General features: G+C 45.1%; 14 protein-coding genes. 9 read left to right on the top strand and 5 right to left on the bottom strand.

The window, feature by feature from the left end; translation table 11 throughout:
- Positions 1-22: 22 nt before the first annotated feature.
- Both BUC01_RS08730 and BUC01_RS08725 read right to left on the bottom strand, forming a co-directional pair.
- Positions 23-529 (bottom strand): RNA polymerase sigma factor, encoded by a 507-nt coding sequence (locus BUC01_RS08730; RefSeq protein WP_025830938.1) that lies wholly within the window; start codon positions 527-529, stop codon positions 23-25.
- 290 nt (positions 530-819) lie between these two features.
- Positions 820-1,323, bottom strand: coding sequence for an RNA polymerase sigma factor (locus BUC01_RS08725; RefSeq protein ID WP_025830937.1), 504 nt, complete (start codon positions 1,321-1,323; stop codon positions 820-822).
- A gap of 232 nt (positions 1,324-1,555) precedes the next feature.
- Here BUC01_RS08725 and BUC01_RS08720 point away from each other — a divergent pair, with 232 nt between their 5' ends.
- Both BUC01_RS08720 and BUC01_RS08715 read left to right on the top strand, forming a co-directional pair.
- Complete coding sequence (locus BUC01_RS08720) at positions 1,556-2,374, top strand: lyso-glycine lipid O-acyltransferase GlsA (RefSeq protein ID WP_073313389.1); 819 nt, start codon at positions 1,556-1,558, stop codon at positions 2,372-2,374.
- 50 nt (positions 2,375-2,424) lie between these two features.
- Positions 2,425-3,411: a glycine N(alpha)-acyltransferase GlsB gene (locus BUC01_RS08715; protein WP_025830936.1), complete on the top strand. Its 987-nt coding sequence runs from the start codon at positions 2,425-2,427 to the stop codon at positions 3,409-3,411.
- Between the two features lie 72 nt (positions 3,412-3,483).
- Here BUC01_RS08715 and BUC01_RS08710 read toward each other — a convergent pair whose 3' ends face one another.
- Complete coding sequence (locus tag BUC01_RS08710) at positions 3,484-5,943, bottom strand: glycoside hydrolase family 95 protein (RefSeq protein WP_073313426.1); 2,460 nt, start codon at positions 5,941-5,943, stop codon at positions 3,484-3,486.
- A 154-nt stretch (positions 5,944-6,097) separates the two neighbouring features.
- Positions 6,098-7,423: a deoxyguanosinetriphosphate triphosphohydrolase gene (locus BUC01_RS08705; RefSeq protein ID WP_025830935.1), complete on the bottom strand. Its 1,326-nt coding sequence runs from the start codon at positions 7,421-7,423 to the stop codon at positions 6,098-6,100.
- A 191-nt stretch (positions 7,424-7,614) separates the two neighbouring features.
- Between BUC01_RS08705 and dut the strand changes: the two genes are divergently transcribed.
- The 4 genes from dut to BUC01_RS08685 all read left to right on the top strand — a co-directional run bounded on the left by dut (position 7,615) and on the right by BUC01_RS08685 (position 11,763).
- Complete coding sequence (gene dut, locus BUC01_RS08700; RefSeq protein ID WP_025830934.1) at positions 7,615-8,046, top strand: dUTP diphosphatase; 432 nt, start codon at positions 7,615-7,617, stop codon at positions 8,044-8,046.
- Between the two features lie 62 nt (positions 8,047-8,108).
- Entirely contained in the window at positions 8,109-9,866 is a 1,758-nt protein-coding gene (locus tag BUC01_RS08695) for a tetratricopeptide repeat protein (RefSeq protein ID WP_139261838.1), read from the top strand.
- Positions 9,863-10,453 carry a lipoprotein insertase outer membrane protein LolB1 gene (locus BUC01_RS08690; protein WP_073313386.1) on the top strand — a complete coding sequence of 197 codons (591 nt, stop codon included), beginning with the start codon at positions 9,863-9,865 and terminating at the stop codon, positions 10,451-10,453. The genes BUC01_RS08695 and BUC01_RS08690 overlap by 4 nt, the downstream gene beginning before the upstream one ends.
- Positions 10,450-11,763, top strand: a complete 1,314-nt coding sequence (locus BUC01_RS08685; protein WP_025830932.1) for a murein hydrolase activator EnvC family protein — start codon at positions 10,450-10,452, stop codon at positions 11,761-11,763. Before BUC01_RS08690 ends, BUC01_RS08685 begins: the two co-directional genes overlap by 4 nt.
- A 4-nt stretch (positions 11,764-11,767) precedes the next feature.
- Here BUC01_RS08685 and BUC01_RS08680 read toward each other — a convergent pair whose 3' ends face one another.
- Positions 11,768-12,853: a M20 family metallo-hydrolase gene (locus BUC01_RS08680; RefSeq protein ID WP_025830931.1), complete on the bottom strand. Its 1,086-nt coding sequence runs from the start codon at positions 12,851-12,853 to the stop codon at positions 11,768-11,770.
- A gap of 579 nt (positions 12,854-13,432) precedes the next feature.
- Between BUC01_RS08680 and BUC01_RS08675 the strand changes: the two genes are divergently transcribed.
- From BUC01_RS08675 to BUC01_RS08665, 3 genes are all read left to right on the top strand, one after another.
- A complete protein-coding gene (locus BUC01_RS08675) occupies positions 13,433-14,392 on the top strand; it encodes a tyrosine-type recombinase/integrase (protein ID WP_025830930.1) in 960 nt (319 codons plus the stop codon).
- A gap of 543 nt (positions 14,393-14,935) precedes the next feature.
- A complete protein-coding gene (locus BUC01_RS08670) occupies positions 14,936-15,517 on the top strand; it encodes a DUF3575 domain-containing protein (protein WP_025830929.1) in 582 nt (193 codons plus the stop codon).
- 11 nt (positions 15,518-15,528) lie between these two features.
- Complete coding sequence (locus tag BUC01_RS08665) at positions 15,529-16,971, top strand: DUF3868 domain-containing protein (RefSeq protein ID WP_081795752.1); 1,443 nt, start codon at positions 15,529-15,531, stop codon at positions 16,969-16,971.
- Positions 16,972-16,979 lie beyond the last annotated feature (8 nt).

Genomic DNA, 16,979 nt, shown 5'->3' with positions numbered 1-16,979 from the left:
TCGTAGATTATTTACTTTTCTTTTAAACAAAATCCTTCAACTCTTGTTGTAGCTTTTGACGGGTGAAGAAGATGCGGCTTTTCACTGTTCCCAGCGGCAATCCTAACTTCTCGGCGATTTCGCGGTATTTGAAACCGGAAACGTGCATGGAAAACGGGATTTTGTATTCGCGGGGCAACGCATTCACAATGCGGTGCATCTCTTTCAGGTCATAAGCACTTTCCGTGCATTCGAAGCCGGATTCCTGCGGCAGGTTCAGATGATAAAGATTATCCGTCTGATCTACGAATGTCTGGTCACGTATCACCTTACGATAGTTATTAATAAAGATATTACGCATGATGGTGTATGTCCATCCTTTGAAGTTGGTATCGGGAGCATATTTATCTTCGTTATCCAATATCTTTAACGATGTTTCCTGGAGTAAGTCATTTGCTTCTTCACGGTCGGAGGTCAATTTGTATGCAAAGCGTAATAAATCGTCTTGTACTCCGATTAAATCTTTCTGGAATGTAATGCTGTTGTTCATATCAATCTCCTTTTCTTAATTATTCGTTCGTATTGTTTTGGCATTGCAATTTTACGAAAGTTGCATTACTTCAGCAGGCGGATTTCAGTTAAAAAATAGGGGGGAAACTATCAATTGATAGTTTTCGGGTGGTATTTTGATAGTTTTCAGGTGGTCCGCAATATCCTTTTTACCAAAAAATGATGGGGCGGAAAACTTTCTTCAAGCTTTCCGCCCCCACTCTGGTTACTGGTCATTTGGAGTCTTAATTGAGGGACATCATTTATATAGTTAAGGAATAGGTTTTCTCGTTATCTAAAGTCTTTCAGTTCCTGCTGCAACTTCTGGCGTGTGAAGAAGATGCGGCTCTTTACTGTTCCCAGTGGCAATCCCAGCTTCTCTGCAATTTCGCGGTACTTGAAACCGGAGACGTGCATGGAGAATGGAATCTTATATTCGCGGGGCAGTGCATTCACTACGCGGTGCATCTCTTTCAGGTCGTAGGCGCTTTCAGTACTTTCAAAGCCTGAATCCTGCGGGAGGTTCAGATGATAGAGATTATCTGTCTGGTCAACGAAAGTCTGGTCGCGTACCACTTTACGGTAGTTGTTGATGAATATATTACGCATGATGGTGTACATCCATCCTTTAAAATTAGTATCGGGCATGTATTTATCTTCGTTATCCAATGCCTTTAAAGAGGTTTCCTGGAGCAAGTCGTTTGCTTCTTCACGGTCGGAGGTTAATTTGTATGCAAAGCGTAATAAGTCGTTTTGTACTCCGAGCAAATCTTTTTGAAATGTAATACTGTTCATATCGTTCTCTCCTTTTTATTATAGTTATTCATTCGTTTTACTTTTGATGCTGCAATTTTACGAAAGTTAGCTTACTCCGACGGACGTATTTTAGGCAATCTTTAGGGCAAAAACTAACAATTGATAGTTTTTGGGTGCCTTTTGTTTGTTTTTGGGTGCAGTTTTCACCAAATTTATTGCGTATAATTAAAAAGATGAGTTAATTTTGCGCAATCATTTCATCTTAAAAAGAATGGCTGACGACTCTTTATTTTTGATTGATATTGATAAAGTGCTCCGGGAAAAGGCTCCGAAGCACTATAAGTATATCCCCAAATTCGTTGTCTCTTATCTGAAAAGAATCGTTCATCAGGAAGAACTGAATGTTTTCCTGCGCGAGTCGAAGGATAAGGTAGGTGTGGACTTCTTAAAAGCTTGTCTGGAATTTCTGGATGCCGATATTGTGGTGAAGGGAGAAGAGAATCTGCCGACCGAAGGACTGTACACCTTTGTTTCCAATCATCCGTTGGGAGGCCAGGACGGTGTGGCTTTGGGATATGTGCTGGGCAGTTTCTATAAAGGTAAGGTGAAGTATATGGTGAATGACCTGCTGATGAACCTGCAAGGATTAGCTCCCCTTTGTATACCTATTAATAAGACCGGAAAACAGGCAAAAGATTTTCCGAGAATGGTAGAAGCGGGTTTTGCATCGAATGATCAGTTGATTATGTTCCCTGCCGGATTATGCTCCCGGCGTCAGAATGGAGTGATCCGTGACCTGGATTGGAAGAAGACCTTTATCGTAAAGAGTGTGCAGGCACAACGCGACGTTGTCCCCATTCATTTTGAAGGCCGGAATTCGAACTTCTTTTATAATTTGGCTAACGTCTGCAAATTTTTGGGCATCAAAATTAACATAGCCATGCTCTACCTTGCGGATGAGATGCTGAAGAACCGTCATAAAACATTTACCGTCACGATAGGAAAGCCCATACCTTGGCAAACTTTTGATAAGTCGAAGACTCCTGCCGAGTGGGCGGCTTATGTGAAGGATATTGTGTATAAGTTATAGAGTGATGGTAAGGTAATAAAGTGAATTTAAAGAACTACTAACAGAAAAATATGGAAGAGATTATTGAACCTATAAGTAAGGAACTGTTAAAAGCGGAACTTACCGAGGAAAAGCGTCTGCGTATGACAAATAAGAGCCATAATCAGATTTATATTATTACGGCTCAGGATTCTCCGAACACCATGAAGGAAATCGGACGTTTGCGTGAGATTGCTTTTCGTGCGGCAGGCGGAGGTACAGGTAAACCGCTGGATATCGATGAATATGATATCATGGAGAATCCTTATAAACAGCTGATTGTCTGGAATCCGGAAGCAGAGGAAATATTAGGCGGTTACCGATATCTTCTTGGTACGGATGTTCAGTTTGACGAGGATGGTGCTCCCATTTTGGCTACGGCTCATATGTTCAATTTCTCTGAGAAGTTTTTGAAAGAGTATCTTCCTACCACTATAGAGTTAGGACGCTCGTTTGTAACCGTTGAGTATCAGTCCACCCGTGCCGGAAGCAAAGGTCTGTTTGCTTTGGATAACCTGTGGGATGGTTTAGGTGCGTTGACGGTAGTGATGCCCAATGTGAAGTATTTCTTCGGTAAGGTAACGATGTATCCGAGCTATCATCGTCAGGGGCGCGACATGATTCTTTATTTCCTGAAGAAGCATTTTGAAGATAAGGATTGCTTGATTACTCCGATGAAACCGCTCGAAATGGAAGCTAAGGAGGCTGATTTGGCTGCTTTGTTCTGTAAGAATACCTTTAAGGAAGACTATAAGATACTGAATTGCGAAATACGTAAGTTAGGTTATAACATTCCTCCTTTGGTGAACGCTTATATGAGCTTGAGCCCTACCATGCGTATGTTCGGTACTGCTATTAACTATGGTTTCGGTGATGTAGAAGAAACCGGTATCTTGATTGCTGTGGACGAGATTTTGGCAGAAAAGCGTATCCGCCACATCCAGTCGTTCATAGAAAATGAACCGGAGGCTTGCAAACTGACCTCAGGAGCAAATAAAGTCTTCTTTCCGAGTAGGTAAAACTGGAATTTTTATATGATAATGCCATTGGAAACAAGTGTTTTCAATGGCATTATTTATTGTAGGACCTTACTATAAAATTGGCGTTTGCTTTAGCTTATCTCCATCGATTCTTACTTTATAGGTTTTTCCTTTCACTGTTTTAAATGAGATTGACTTGTCGCCATATCTGAGAGTGCAGGGGGCTCCGGCTTTTGATAAGAGCACCGCTTCAACTAACTGATTGTTTTTCCAGGATATGGAAACCTCAAAGTTGCCTTTTGCACATATTCCGTTGATTGAGCCTTCTTTCCAAGCATCCGGTAGGGCGGGTAATAGTTGGATAAAGCCCATGTGACTTTGCAATAGCATCTCTGTGATGCCAGCCGTTCCTCCGAAATTGCCGTCAATCTGGAAGGGTGCATGTGTATCCCACAGATTATCCAGTGTACCGTTTTTTAATAGATTGCCGAATAATTTATAAGCATGATTTCCATCCTGAAGTCTTGCCCATTGGTTTAGTTTCCATCCCATACTCCAGCCGGTGGCGCCGTCTCCGCGGTGTACCAAAACAACTTTTGCCGCTTCAGCTAATACAGGAGTGGTTATGGGAGACAGAGTGTGTCCCGGATGTAATCCGAACAAATGGTTTACGTGACGATGATTGTCATTCGGATCGTCTATGTCTTTGGACCATTCCATTAACTGTCCGTAGCGGCCGATTTGGTATGGAACAAGTTTATTCAGAACTTTCTGCCACTGCTTACGCTCTTTGTTGTCCACACCCAACACTTTGCTCGCCTCGATAGCATCCAGAAGAATTTCCCGGACTACGGCATGGACGAACGTGGCGCCTTCATCAATCGGACCATGCTCGGGGGAAGTGGAAGGAGCGGCTGTATAAGTGCCGTCCGGTTTGTGCCATAAGTAGTCTACGGTAAACTGTGCACTACTTTTAATCAGGTCATATCCGATTTCTTTCAGGAATTTCCGGTCGCGTGTGTAATCGTAGTATTCCCAGATGTGAGTTGCCAACCAGGGACCAGCCATTGGATTGAAGTTCCATGCCATTACCTCACTGGATAACGGCGCGGTGAATCCGAAGATATTGGCAGAAATGGAAGCTGTCCATCCGCGTGCGCCGAAGTAGGCCTGTGCGGTCTTTTCGCCTGGTTTCACTAAGCCACGGATAAAGTCAATCAACGGCCAGGTACATTCTCCCAGGTTTGTGGGACATGCAGGCCAGTAATTCATCTGTATGTTGATGTTGTTGTGGTAGTCTACCCGCCAGGGACCATCTACGTTATTGTGCCATACCCCTTGTAGATTGGCCGGCAAGTTGCCCGGTCGTGAACTGGCTATCAGTAAATAGCGTCCGAACTGATAGTATAATTCTTCCAGACGATAGTCCGGTTGCTCTTTCCTGTAATTTGCCAGCCGCTGATAAGTGGGTAGGTTGGGGCTTTCGCTGTCCGGATTCAGATTTAATGTCACCCGGTTGAATAATGCGGTGTAGTCCGCCTTGTGATTGTTGCACAAAGTGTTGTATCCTTTTTGCGCAGCTTGCTCCATCATGTGCTGTGTGGTTTGTATCGGATCGTTCCCTACATAAGTTTTAGGGTCTTTAAAGTCGGGGGTGAAGTTCATCTTATAGTCGGTATCTGCCGTGAGCAGGAATATAACCCTGTCGGCGCCTTTCACAATCAGGCGGTCGTTTTGTGCCGTTACGGTTCCGCCTTCTGTAATCGCTTTAATCCGGAAAGCGAACTTCATTCCATTGTTGTTCAGCGTTCCGGTATATAGCAGCCCGTCAGTTCCGTCATTCCGCATATTGCTTTGGGCTTCCGGATTCGGGCTGTAACTTAATTCCAGATTTTGCTGTCCGGCTTTAGTGGCTGAGAACTCCATGACCATCACGCTGTCCGGATAGGAAACAAAGTATTTGCGGCGATATTGCACACCTTCCTTATCGAACTGCACTACTGCCATTGCCGAGTCCAGTGATAATATGCGGCGATAGTTTTTCATCCGCACTTCGCTCAGTCCGGTTTCTATGTATAGTTCACCCATTGTGGTAAATGAACCGAAGCGGAACGGGTTCTCATCTTTTTCTTCGTATGCTGCCAGCCCGTTAAAGTTTTTGCGGGTCAGTTCTGCTGCCTTTTCCCCGTTTCCATCACTAAAAGCTTGCCGGATATCTTTCAGGAGGTGGGCAGATTGTTTGTTTACATTCCAGTAATAGTCAGCCCCGCCGGATGTGTTCGGTCCGCCTCTCCAGAGTGTTTTTTCATTGAGTGTAATTCTTTCAGCAGCAACAGAACCCAGGATATTGGCGCCCAGACTGCCGTTTCCGACAGGTAGTGAACGGCTTTCCCAAGCTCTGTCCTTATTGGCTCCCCTATCGCCATAGCCATGTGACCATACCGTTTGCCCGTCGAGTCCGTTAGGGGTATCAAACCAGATGGAAAGTCCTTGTGTGTAATCTGTTTCCGTGGCAGACACCGCAGGCGGGAAAAGGAGTACACTTACAAAAAACAAATAGAATCTTTTCATAATATTCATGATCGCGTTATATTTAACAAAGTGAAAACTCTGACAAATATAAAGTAATTTTCAACATGTTGGTAATGATGCTCGTAACCTGGAATCGCTAAAAGCCAATATTAGATATTTTTGAACGCAAAATAGACATTATTGGATATGTTTTCTATACTGCCGGAAGGCTGTTCCCGTTTATCTTCCTGTAAAGATCGAGTGCGAAGACATCCGTCATACCGGAAATGTAATCCAATACCGCCTGTATTCTTTCATAGAGTACGGGCGCTTTTATGTTATATTGATTGGATACCCGGTTGATGAGCAACTGCGAGTAAGCCTTTTCCGGTGAACAGACGGCATCAATCATCAGATCGAGCAAAGTACTGATGATGCGGAAACCGGCAAGTTCAATGTCCAGTACATCCCGTGAACGGTAAATCTTCTCCAGGGAGATGGCTGCACTGTGCTTATAGGCACCGGCAGGCAATTCGGAGATGTGCTTGATGAGGCTTCCTTCGAACTCTCCCTCCAATATCTGTTCTTCATGGTTCAGGAAGGCTTGGGTACATTCCTGAATCAGCAGGCCGATGACACAGGAACGTAGATAGGCAATCTGCTCATTGACATCACTAACAAAGTCCAACGTTTTAAGCATGTGTGCTTTGCGCTCTTCGGGGAAATAGGAGAGAAGTAAATCTTGTGTCTCCCGGGTGGTAAGTATCTTCAGTTTGTGTGCGTCTTCAATATCCATCATCTGGTAGCAGATGTCGTCCGCTGCCTCTACCAGATAGACCAATGGATGACGGGCATATTTCAGCGGAGCGTCATTCAGCTTTTTCATACCCAGTTCTTCGGCTATCCGGCGGAAACTATCTTCCTCTGTGGTGAAGAAGCCGAACTTCGATTTCTTACCCGCTAAACTCGATGAAAAGGGGTATTTGACGATGCTGGCCAGGGTGGAATAGGTTAAAACGAAGCCTCCTTTGCGTCTTCCTTCAAACTGGTGGGTAAGTAATCTGAAAGCATTGGCATTTCCTTCGAAGTGTGTCAGGTCCTCCCATTGCTCTGCGGGCAGTTGTCCTTTCAGAGTCATGCCTTTTCCTTCGGAGAAGAAAGTGGAGATGGCTCGTTCTCCGGAGTGGCCGAAAGGTGGATTTCCCAGATCGTGCGCCAGGCAGGCTGCCGATACGATGGAACCTATTTCGGGTAAATACGAATCTTTCAATTCGGGCTGACGGGTAAGAATGGCTTTAGCGACATCATTTCCCAACGAACGGCCTACGCAGGAAACTTCCAGGCTATGCGTCAGACGGTTGTGTACGAAGATACTACCCGGTAAGGGGAAAACTTGTGTCTTGTTCTGCAAGCGGCGGAAAGGTGCGGAGAAGACGAGACGGTCATAATCCCGCTGAAATTCCGAACGGTTTTCGTGACGCTCCTGGTGAAACTCTTCCAGTCCGAAGCGTTTGGCAGATATGAGGGTATTCCAGTTCATCTTTATGAAATTTACGATTAGACGATTTACAATTTACGATTGAAGTTACTAATATTTAACTGCAAATGTATGATATTCCGCCCTAAAATCCGTATTTTCGCCCCATTAAATACGAAATGAATAGAGGAGTTGTAAAGAACAAAATCTAACTTCAATCGTAAATTGTAAATTGTCTAATCGTAAATAAAATGATGAACGTACAAATCATTAATAAATCGAAACATCCGCTTCCGGCTTATGCCACCGAACTGTCCGCAGGAATGGACATCCGTGCTAATCTTTCAGAACCCATTTCGTTAGCTCCGATGCAACGCTGCCTGGTACCTACGGGACTATATATCGCCCTGCCTCCCGGTTTCGAGGCGCAAGTTCGCCCACGCAGTGGCCTGGCCATCAAGAAAGGTATTACGGTGCTGAACTCTCCGGGAACCATCGATGCAGATTACCGGGGTGAAGTTTGTGTCATTCTTGTGAACCTTTCATCGGATACATTTGTGATAGAAGACGGGGAACGCATAGCGCAAATGGTGATAGCGCGCCATGAACAGGCCGTATGGCAGGAAGTGGAAGCGCTGGACGAAACTGTGCGTGGTGCCGGTGGTTTCGGTCATACAGGGGTGTAACAATTGACAATTAACAATTGACAATTAGGGGGAATACAATGTGACAATTAATAACTGAGATGATGAGGATAAAATTTAAGATATTATCGCTTTTCGTACTGTGCGCGGTGCTCATATCGTGCGGCACTTCCCGCCAGGGAGGGAAGAAACAGCGGAAAGGAGCTAAGGCGCAGGTTGTGCTTGCGCCCGAAGAACAGCGTAAATACGATTACTTCTTTCTGGAAGCGTCCCGCTTGAAGATGCAAAAGGATTATGGTGCGGCTTTCGACTTGCTGAAGCACTGCCTGGCTATCAATCCGAACGCTTCATCGGCTCTATATGAAATCTCACAGTATTATATGTTCCTCAAACAGCTTCCTCAAGGGCAGGCTGCTTTGGAGAAAGCGGTGGAGAATGATCCGGATAATTATTGGTATAGCCAGGGATTGGCAAGCCTTTATCAGCAGCAGAATGAAATGCAGAAAGCTACTGACTTGCTGGAAAGTATGTCTGTCCGTTTCTCGGACAAGATGGATCCCCTGTATAGTTTGCTGGAGATTTATAACGGTCTGGAAGATTACGGAAAAGTGATTGCCACTCTGGACCGTCTGGAAGAAAAGATGGGGAAGAACGAGCAACTCAGTATGGAGAAATTCCGTATCTATTTGCAGATGAAAGATAATCAGAGCGCTTTCCGTGAAATAGAAAGTCTGGTAGAAGAATATCCGATGGATGTGCGCTATCAAGTGGTGCTGGGTGATGTTTATATGCAGAACGGGAAAAAGGAAGAGGCTTATAATCTGTATAAGAAAGTGCTTGCTGCCGAACCGGACAATGCGATGGCCATGTATTCGCTGGCTTCCTACTATGAACAGACCGGACAGAAAGAACTCTACGAACAACAATTGGACACTCTCTTGCTGAACAAGAAAGTTCCTTCGGATACGAAACTGAACGTTATGCGCCAGTTTGTCGTTGAGAATGAAAGGGCGGGCCGGGACAGCACCCGTGTTATTACCTTGTTCGACCGCATTTTGGAGCAAGACCAGGATGACGCGCAGATGCCTATGCTTTACGTCCAATATCTTCTTTCCAAAAAGATGAATAAAGAATCACTTCCAGTGCTGAAACAGGTTTTGGATATCGACCCTACCAATACCGCCGCCCGCATGATGCTTCTTGGTGAAGCTGTCAGCAAGGAAGATTATCAGGAGATTATCCGCTTGTGCGAGGCAGGCGTCGAGTCAAACCCCGAAATGCTGGAATTTTATTTCTATCTTGCGATAGGCTACAACCAGGCGGAACGTACCGACGATGCACTTGCCGTCTGCAAGAAAGCGTTGGAGAACATCACGGAAAACAGTAAAAAAGAAGTCGTTTCGGATTTTTATGCCATCATGGGCGACATCTATCATACGAAGAAGATGAATACCGAAGCCTATGCCGCATACGACTCTGCATTGGTTTACAATTCCGCCAATATCGGAGCATTGAATAACTACGCCTATTACCTCTCTCTGGAGCGTCGTGATCTGGATAAGGCAGAAGAGATGAGCTATAGAACGGTGAAAGCCGAACCGAACAACTCTACTTATCTGGATACTTATGCCTGGATATTGTTTGAGAAAGGCAATTATGCCGAGGCTCGCCTCTACATAGACGATGCCATGAAGAACAAAGGTGATGAGAGCGATACCATTGTAGAGCATTGCGGTGACATCTACTACATGACCGGCGACGTGGATGGCGCTTTGAAGTATTGGAAGCAAGCCCAGGAGATGGGCAGCGAATCCAAGATGCTGAAGAAGAAGATTGAGAGAAAGAAATATATATCAGAATGAAATCATTATACTGCAAATACAAGGCAGCGGGGCGCATCCTGCCCCTCTTGCTTCTCCTGAGTTTGGTGGTAGGGCTTTCCGGCTGTAAGACTTCCCGGAAAGCGACTTCATCATTGGGAGAACCCCGTTATCTATCCTCTAAAGTGCAGCTGACCATTCCCAATAAGGGTGGCTCTATTACGGTGAACGGCACTATGAAGCTCGTCAGTGGTGAACGGATGCAGCTTTCCTTTCTTATGCCGATTATCCGTAGCGAAATAGCCCGTCTGGAAATCACTCCCGATGATGTATTGGTGATAGACCGCATGGGGAAACGTTACGTGCAGGCCTCACGCAAGGAACTGAAAGACATCCTGCCCAAGAAAGCGGACTTTGCCCACTTGGAGAAGATGCTTTTTGATGCCTCCAAACCCGGAGGGAAAACTTCTTTGACAGGTAAAGAACTGGGTATCCCTTCTTTAGAAAAAGGAAAAATCGTTCTTTCGGACTTTTCCAACAAAGAGATATCGCTGACGCCCACTCAAGTGTCTTCCCGCTATGCGAAAGTAGAATGGACTGAACTTTTAGAGATGCTGGCGAAGTTATGAAACATTTTCTTTGTATCTTCATAGGTTGTTTCTGTCTGGCTATGCCGCTTTGCGCCCAATCCAACAAGATGATTAAGGAGTTGGAGAGTAAGCGGGGTGCTTTGCAAAAGCAGATTGCCGAGTCGGAAACACTCTTGAACACTACAAAGAAAGATGTGGGAAGCCAGTTGAACGGGCTTGCTGCCCTTACCGGACAAATCGAAGAACGGAAACGGTATATTCTTGCCATCAATAATGATATGGAGACTATCGACCGCGAACTCTCCAAACTGGAACGCCAGTTAGTCCGCCTCGAAAATGACCTGAAAGATAAGAAGAAGAAATATGAGTCTTCTGTTCAGTATCTGTATAAGAACCGTTCCGTTCAGGACAAACTTCTGTTTATCCTTTCAGCCAAGACCTTCTCGCAGACTTATCGTCGTCTGCGCTATGTGCGCGAGTATGCCGATTATCAACGTCTTCAGGGTGAAGAAATTCTGAAGAAGCAGGAACAGGTCAACCAGAAGAAGACGGAACTCCAACAGGTGAAGAAAGCGAAAGTCAATTTGCTGAAAGAGCGCGAAGTAGAGAAGGAAAAGTTGGAAACTCAGGAAAAGGAGAAGAAAACATTGGTTGCCAACCTGCAAAAGAAACAGCGTGGTCTGCAAAATGAACTGAACAAGAAACGCAAGGAAGCCAATCAACTGAATGCCCGTATCGATCGTCTGATAGCCGAAGAAATAGAGAAAGCCCGTAAACGTGCTGCAGAAGAGGCCCGTAAGGAAGCTGCTGCCCGCAAGAAGGCTGCTGCAAAAGAAACGAAACCGGCTGCAACTTCTTCTTCCGAAGCAGCCACCGCCAAGAAAGCGGCACCTCTCGAAACCTATACAATGGATAAGGCAGACCGGGAATTATCCGGTAGTTTTGTGGGCAACCGTGGTAAGTTGCCAATGCCTATTACCGGGCCGTATATCATTACCAGCCGCTACGGTCAGTATTCTGTAGAGGGGCTTCGTAATGTGAAACTGGATAATAAAGGGATAGACATTCAAGGTAAGCCCGGTGCACAGGCGCGTGCTATCTTTGATGGAAAGGTAGCTGCTGTTTTCCAACTGAACGGACTTTTCAACATTCTTATCCGCCATGGAAACTATATTTCCGTTTATTGTAACCTGGCTTCCGCTTCAGTGAAGACGGGAGATACTGTAACTACCCGGCAGACCCTCGGACAAGTATTCTCCGATGGTGCGGACAATGGGCGCACAGTGCTGCACTTCCAGTTGAGGAAGGAGAAGGAGAAACTGAATCCGGAGCCGTGGCTGAATAGGTAGCATATCAGGTATGGTTTTGTTCAATGCTTGCTCCGTCCAGCAGCTCAATATACAATCTGATCGCTTCTTCTATCTCCTGAATGAAAATGAATTCATCTGCCGTATGGGAGCGGCTGCTCTTTCCCGGTCCCATTTTGAGGGAAGGAAATGACATCAGGGCCTGGTCTGAAAGAGTGGGGGAGCCGAAAGGTACACGTCCCATGACAACGGCACGTTGCACTATCGGGTGCTGTTCTTCCACGTGAGAAGAACTCAAACGGAAAGAACGTGCTTTAGCTTCGCAAGAAATATGTTTTTGTATTTCAGTAAACAGTTCCTGATTGCTATAACACTCGTTACTGCGGATATCTACCACAAAAGCGCAGCGGTCGGGAATGACATTGTGTTGCGTGCCTGCATTGATCTGCGTTACACTCATCTTTACAGGACCCAGTAGCGGGGATACTTTTTCAAATTTGTAGTCGCGGAACCAGGCGATATCCTCCAATACCTTATATATAGCATTGTCTCCTTCATTTCGTGCGGCATGTCCGGCTTTACCGTAAGCGGTCACGTCCAGTACCATTAATCCTTTTTCAGCAATAGCGGGCTGCATCTCGGTCGGTTCCCCGACAATAGCAAAGCTGATAGGAGGTAGTTCAGGCAATACACACTCGATACCACCTTTCCCGGAAACTTCTTCTTCGCAGGAAGCCAGATAAATCAAATTATACTTTTGCGTCGTACGGCAGAGTTGCAGAAATACCTGCAACAGGCTGACTACACTTGCGCCTGCATCGTTGCTGCCCAATCCGTATAGTTTGCCGTTACTTTCTATTGTAGGGGTGAACGGGGCTTTTCGCCAGCCGTTTACAGCCTTTACGGTATCAATGTGTGAGTTCAACAGTAGGGTTGGCTTGTTCAGGTCGAACATCGGACTGAGGCACCAGACATTATTACCCTTGCGGCCGGTTGCCATGCCCTGTAGCTCAATATAATTCTGCAGGTAGTCTGCCGCTTTTTCTTCATCGCGGCTAAGAGAAGGGATCGCAATCAGAGACTTGAGGACTCCGGTTGCTTCGGAAACCATTGTAGGTATATCGTAAGTCATATCTTTCTCAAATAAGTTATCAAAATGCAAATTTATGGATAAATCCTGATATATGCTTAATTTACGTTTGGCAAGTTTGCAACTTGCCGTAGTTTTTCTTGTACGTCGGAAACAGTGCTTTCCGGCGTTTCCACAAATCTTTCCGGCTTTTCTTCTCATGTTTTCCTTTATTTGCTCCGCCGTTATGGGTTTGTCGGAAAGACCTTCTTTACTTTTCCCCCGTAAAAAGCTTGCATATCTACTGAAGCATGACTACCTTTACTGCTCAAGATGGCATCTTGCGTTATTCAAGATGGCATGTTGTACTGTACAAGATGGCATCTTGAGCAGTAAAGCAAAGGGAGTTCCGGCTCTCAAGGTAATAAGTTTCAAGTGTCATGTCCCTATGCTGCTGGCATTGAGAAGCATAGTTCCCTTTCTACACTGTTATGAATCTGTTTCCCCTTCTGATTTGTATTAATAATAAACGTTTAATTAAACAATGCTCTTTAGTGTAGGTTGTTACATAAATCCGTATCTTGATGAAGATCGTATCTAACGATTAGAATATTTTTTATTATCCATTTAAAATTATTATTCATGGCATCTAAAACAAAATTCAGATCCTCTTCTACAGAGAGTAAGCGAGTAAAAGGCAGTGTATCACCGGGCGCTTTTTTACAACCGTTCATGCAAGAGATCATCCATCGTATGTATGTATTGGGCAAAGAACGTACCGGAGAGACTTACACCAGTACACTTAATAGTTTTATGCGTTTTCGTCAAGACAGAGACATCCTTTGGGAAGAGTTTGATGCAGATTTGCTGATCTCTTATGAAGCTTACCTTAAATCCACCGGAGTGGATATGAACACCATTTCCTTCTATAACCGGATTTTGCGTGCCGTATACAACAGGGCGGTAGAGAGAGGATTTACTACACAAAGGTATCCCTTTAAATATGTGTATACGGGAATCGGGAAGACTGTCAGACGGGGGCTTCCCTTAAAAGTGATCCGTAGCATTAAATACATGGAACTGTCGGCATTTCCTCTATTGGATTATGCCCGTGACATGTTTCTCTTTAGTTTCTATACCCGTGGGATGTCATTTATTGATATGGCTTACTTAAAGAAGAGCGACCTGAAGAATGGGGCTCTTACTTATTTGCGTAAAAAAACGGGACAGCGTCTTTGGATAAGATGGGAGAAAAATATGCAGGATATACTCGATAAGTATCCTGTAATACAAGACTCTCCGTATCTGCTCCCTATAATCCGCCAGGCGGGGATAAAGGAGAGGACACAATACAATAATGCGCTTCATCTTGTTAATAGAAAGTTGAAATTTATTGGGGAAATGTTGGAGATATCCATTCCCTTGACCATGTATGTTGCCCGCCACTCATGGGCAAGCGTAGCTAAAAGTAAGAATATTCCTCTTTCTGTCATTAGTGAGGGAATGGGGCATGATTCTGAGAATACAACATTGATTTACCTGACTTCACTTGATACCGCAATAGTGGATAGAGCTAATAGGTTGATTTTAAAGTCTATATAGGGGATGTTTCTTTGAGCCGTCTCTTCCTAAGAGATGGATTTTTATTGCGATTCCTCTCTTCCTAAGAGATGGATAGTAGGATGATTGGTTAGGAGAAATAAGGAAAAGAGGCATAGACAAAGCTATATTTCAATATACAAATCAATATACAAATCAATATACAATGATATGGATTGATGAAAAAATAAAGTGAATGCTTGGATATTATTGTTGCAAATCATAACTTTGCAACCCAAATCCATCTCTTAGGAAGAGATGTACCCTAAAACGGCAGTTTGAAGAGTTTAGCTGTTAAAAATGTAGAACGATTGAACGCTATTGGGAATTGCGATTATATTAATAACAATGAGTAGTGATTTCAGTAATATCTATATTTATTCTGAGTACTTATCATTGTTCACTACCGGCGGTATATAGGCCGGACATACAGTAATTTGGTTTGATCTCTTTTAAGAGATTTTATTGGTAGATTGATAAATCTTTCTCCACAATGTGCCGGAGAAATATATATTTGATATTAATAAATCTTATTATATGGGAAAGATGACTTTAAAACTTTATGTGATTTTGTTTTTAGGTCTTTTCAGCATGGGAGCCAGATGTCAGGAAGTGGCTCTGAAAAGTAATTTGCTATATGATGCTTTCGCCACGTTGAACGCGGGGGTGGAGGTAGGTCTTGCGGACAGATGGACGTTGGACGTGTCTGCCAATTATAATGGCTGGACCTTCTCTCACGACCGGAAGTGGAAACACTGGCTTCTGCAACCCGAGGCACGCTACTGGTTCTGCGACCGGTGGGCAGGTCATTTTGTGGGTGCGCATGCCCTTGGTGGACAATACAATGTGGGAAATCTGGATAATAACCTTTCTTTTCTCGGAACCGACTTCTCCGGAATCTCCGACAACCGCTATCAGGGTTGGTTCGGAGGGCTCGGATTGGTATATGGCCATTCGTGGATACTTAATAAACATTGGAATTTAGAGGCTTTGCTGGGTTTCGGGTGGGTTTATACCCGCTACGATGTCTATCCTTGTGCCCATTGCGGGACAAAAGTAGCCGAAGACAAATCACACAACTATGTAGGCCCCACAAAGGCGGCAATCAACCTGGTATATACATTTTAAATTTTACGGTTATGGATGCAAGATACAGAATTGCTAAGATACTGATTTGCGCCCTGCTGCCCTTGTGTGTAGCACCGGTGCTGAAAGCCCAGTCATTGATGGACGGGCAGATGGAAGTGCGAAACCTGGCAGTGTCCAGACAAGAAGATAAATTGTTTGTCTCTCTGGATCTTGACGTTTCGGCACTCAAGGTTGGCACCAACCGCGAAGTGGTGTTTGCCCCCACACTCAGCAAAGGCGAGCACTTGATAGAATTGCCGGCAGTGATGGTGGCGGGAAGGAATCGCTACTATCATCATCTGCGCAATAAGTCTGCCGTGAGCCTCGACAGACTCTACCGTAGCGGTGAACAGGATGTGATAGAATATCGTTTGGTAGTGCCTTATGAGAGATGGATGACTAAAGCTGCCCTGAACGTTTCCAATACCACCAACGGATGTTGCGGTACTCCCATCCTGAACGATGTTGCTCTGTTGGAGAACGTACTTCCAGAAAAGGACGCGATGGCTTTCTTCCCCGAATACGTCTACATACGCCCGAAGGCTGAACAGAAAATCAACCAGATAGAAGGATCGGCCTATATAGATTTCCCTGTAAACCGCACGGAACTGTATCCCGAATACCGCCGTAACCCGCAAGAGCTGAAGAAGATACTCGCCACAATAGATGCCGTGAGAGAAGATGCCGATACCCGCATCCTCGGTATCAGCATCAAGGGATACGCTTCGCCCGAAGGCTCATACACCAACAATGTGCGCTTGGCCAAGGGGCGTACGGCAACGCTGAAAGAATACGTGCGCGGACAATACCACTTCCCCGACTCGCTGTTCACTACCAGCTACGAACCGGAAGACTGGGAAGGCCTGAGGCGCTTTGTGGAAGGTTCGGGCCTGACTTATCGTGACGAGATTCTGCGCCTGATAGACAGTGACATGGAGCCGGATGCCAAAGACCGTAAGATTAAGGTGACTTATCGCAACGATTACGCCTATCTGCTGCGCGAAGTCTATCCCGGATTGCGCCACTCCGACTACATGGTGCGTTATGAAGTGCGTGCCTACACTGATCCGGAAGAAATAAAGCGTCTGCTGCGGACGCAACCGCAGAAGTTGAGTTTGCAGGAAATGTACCTCGTGGCACAAGACATGGAGCCGGGCAGCGAAGAGTATAACGAAACTTTCGAGATAGCCGTACGCATGTTCCCCGGAGATGCCACTGCAAACCTGAATGCTGCCAATACCGCCATGCGCTTAGGCAACTTGCCTTTGGCAGAAAAATATTTGGAAAAAGCCGGTGATACGTCCGAGGCGGTTTATGCCCGGGGAATCCACGCCGCTCTTTCCGGCAATTACGAGGCGGCCGAGACATTGCTGAAAGAGGCCGACCGGAAAGGACAGGAGAAAGCCAAAGAGATGCTGAAACGCTTGGAAGAGGTAAGAAAGAGTTTGGAATAAGGTAAGAA

The organism is Bacteroides stercorirosoris (genome assembly GCF_900142015.1).
GTDB classification, from domain to species: domain Bacteria; phylum Bacteroidota; class Bacteroidia; order Bacteroidales; family Bacteroidaceae; genus Bacteroides; species Bacteroides stercorirosoris.
This window is presented reverse-complemented; position numbering and strand designations above follow the sequence as displayed.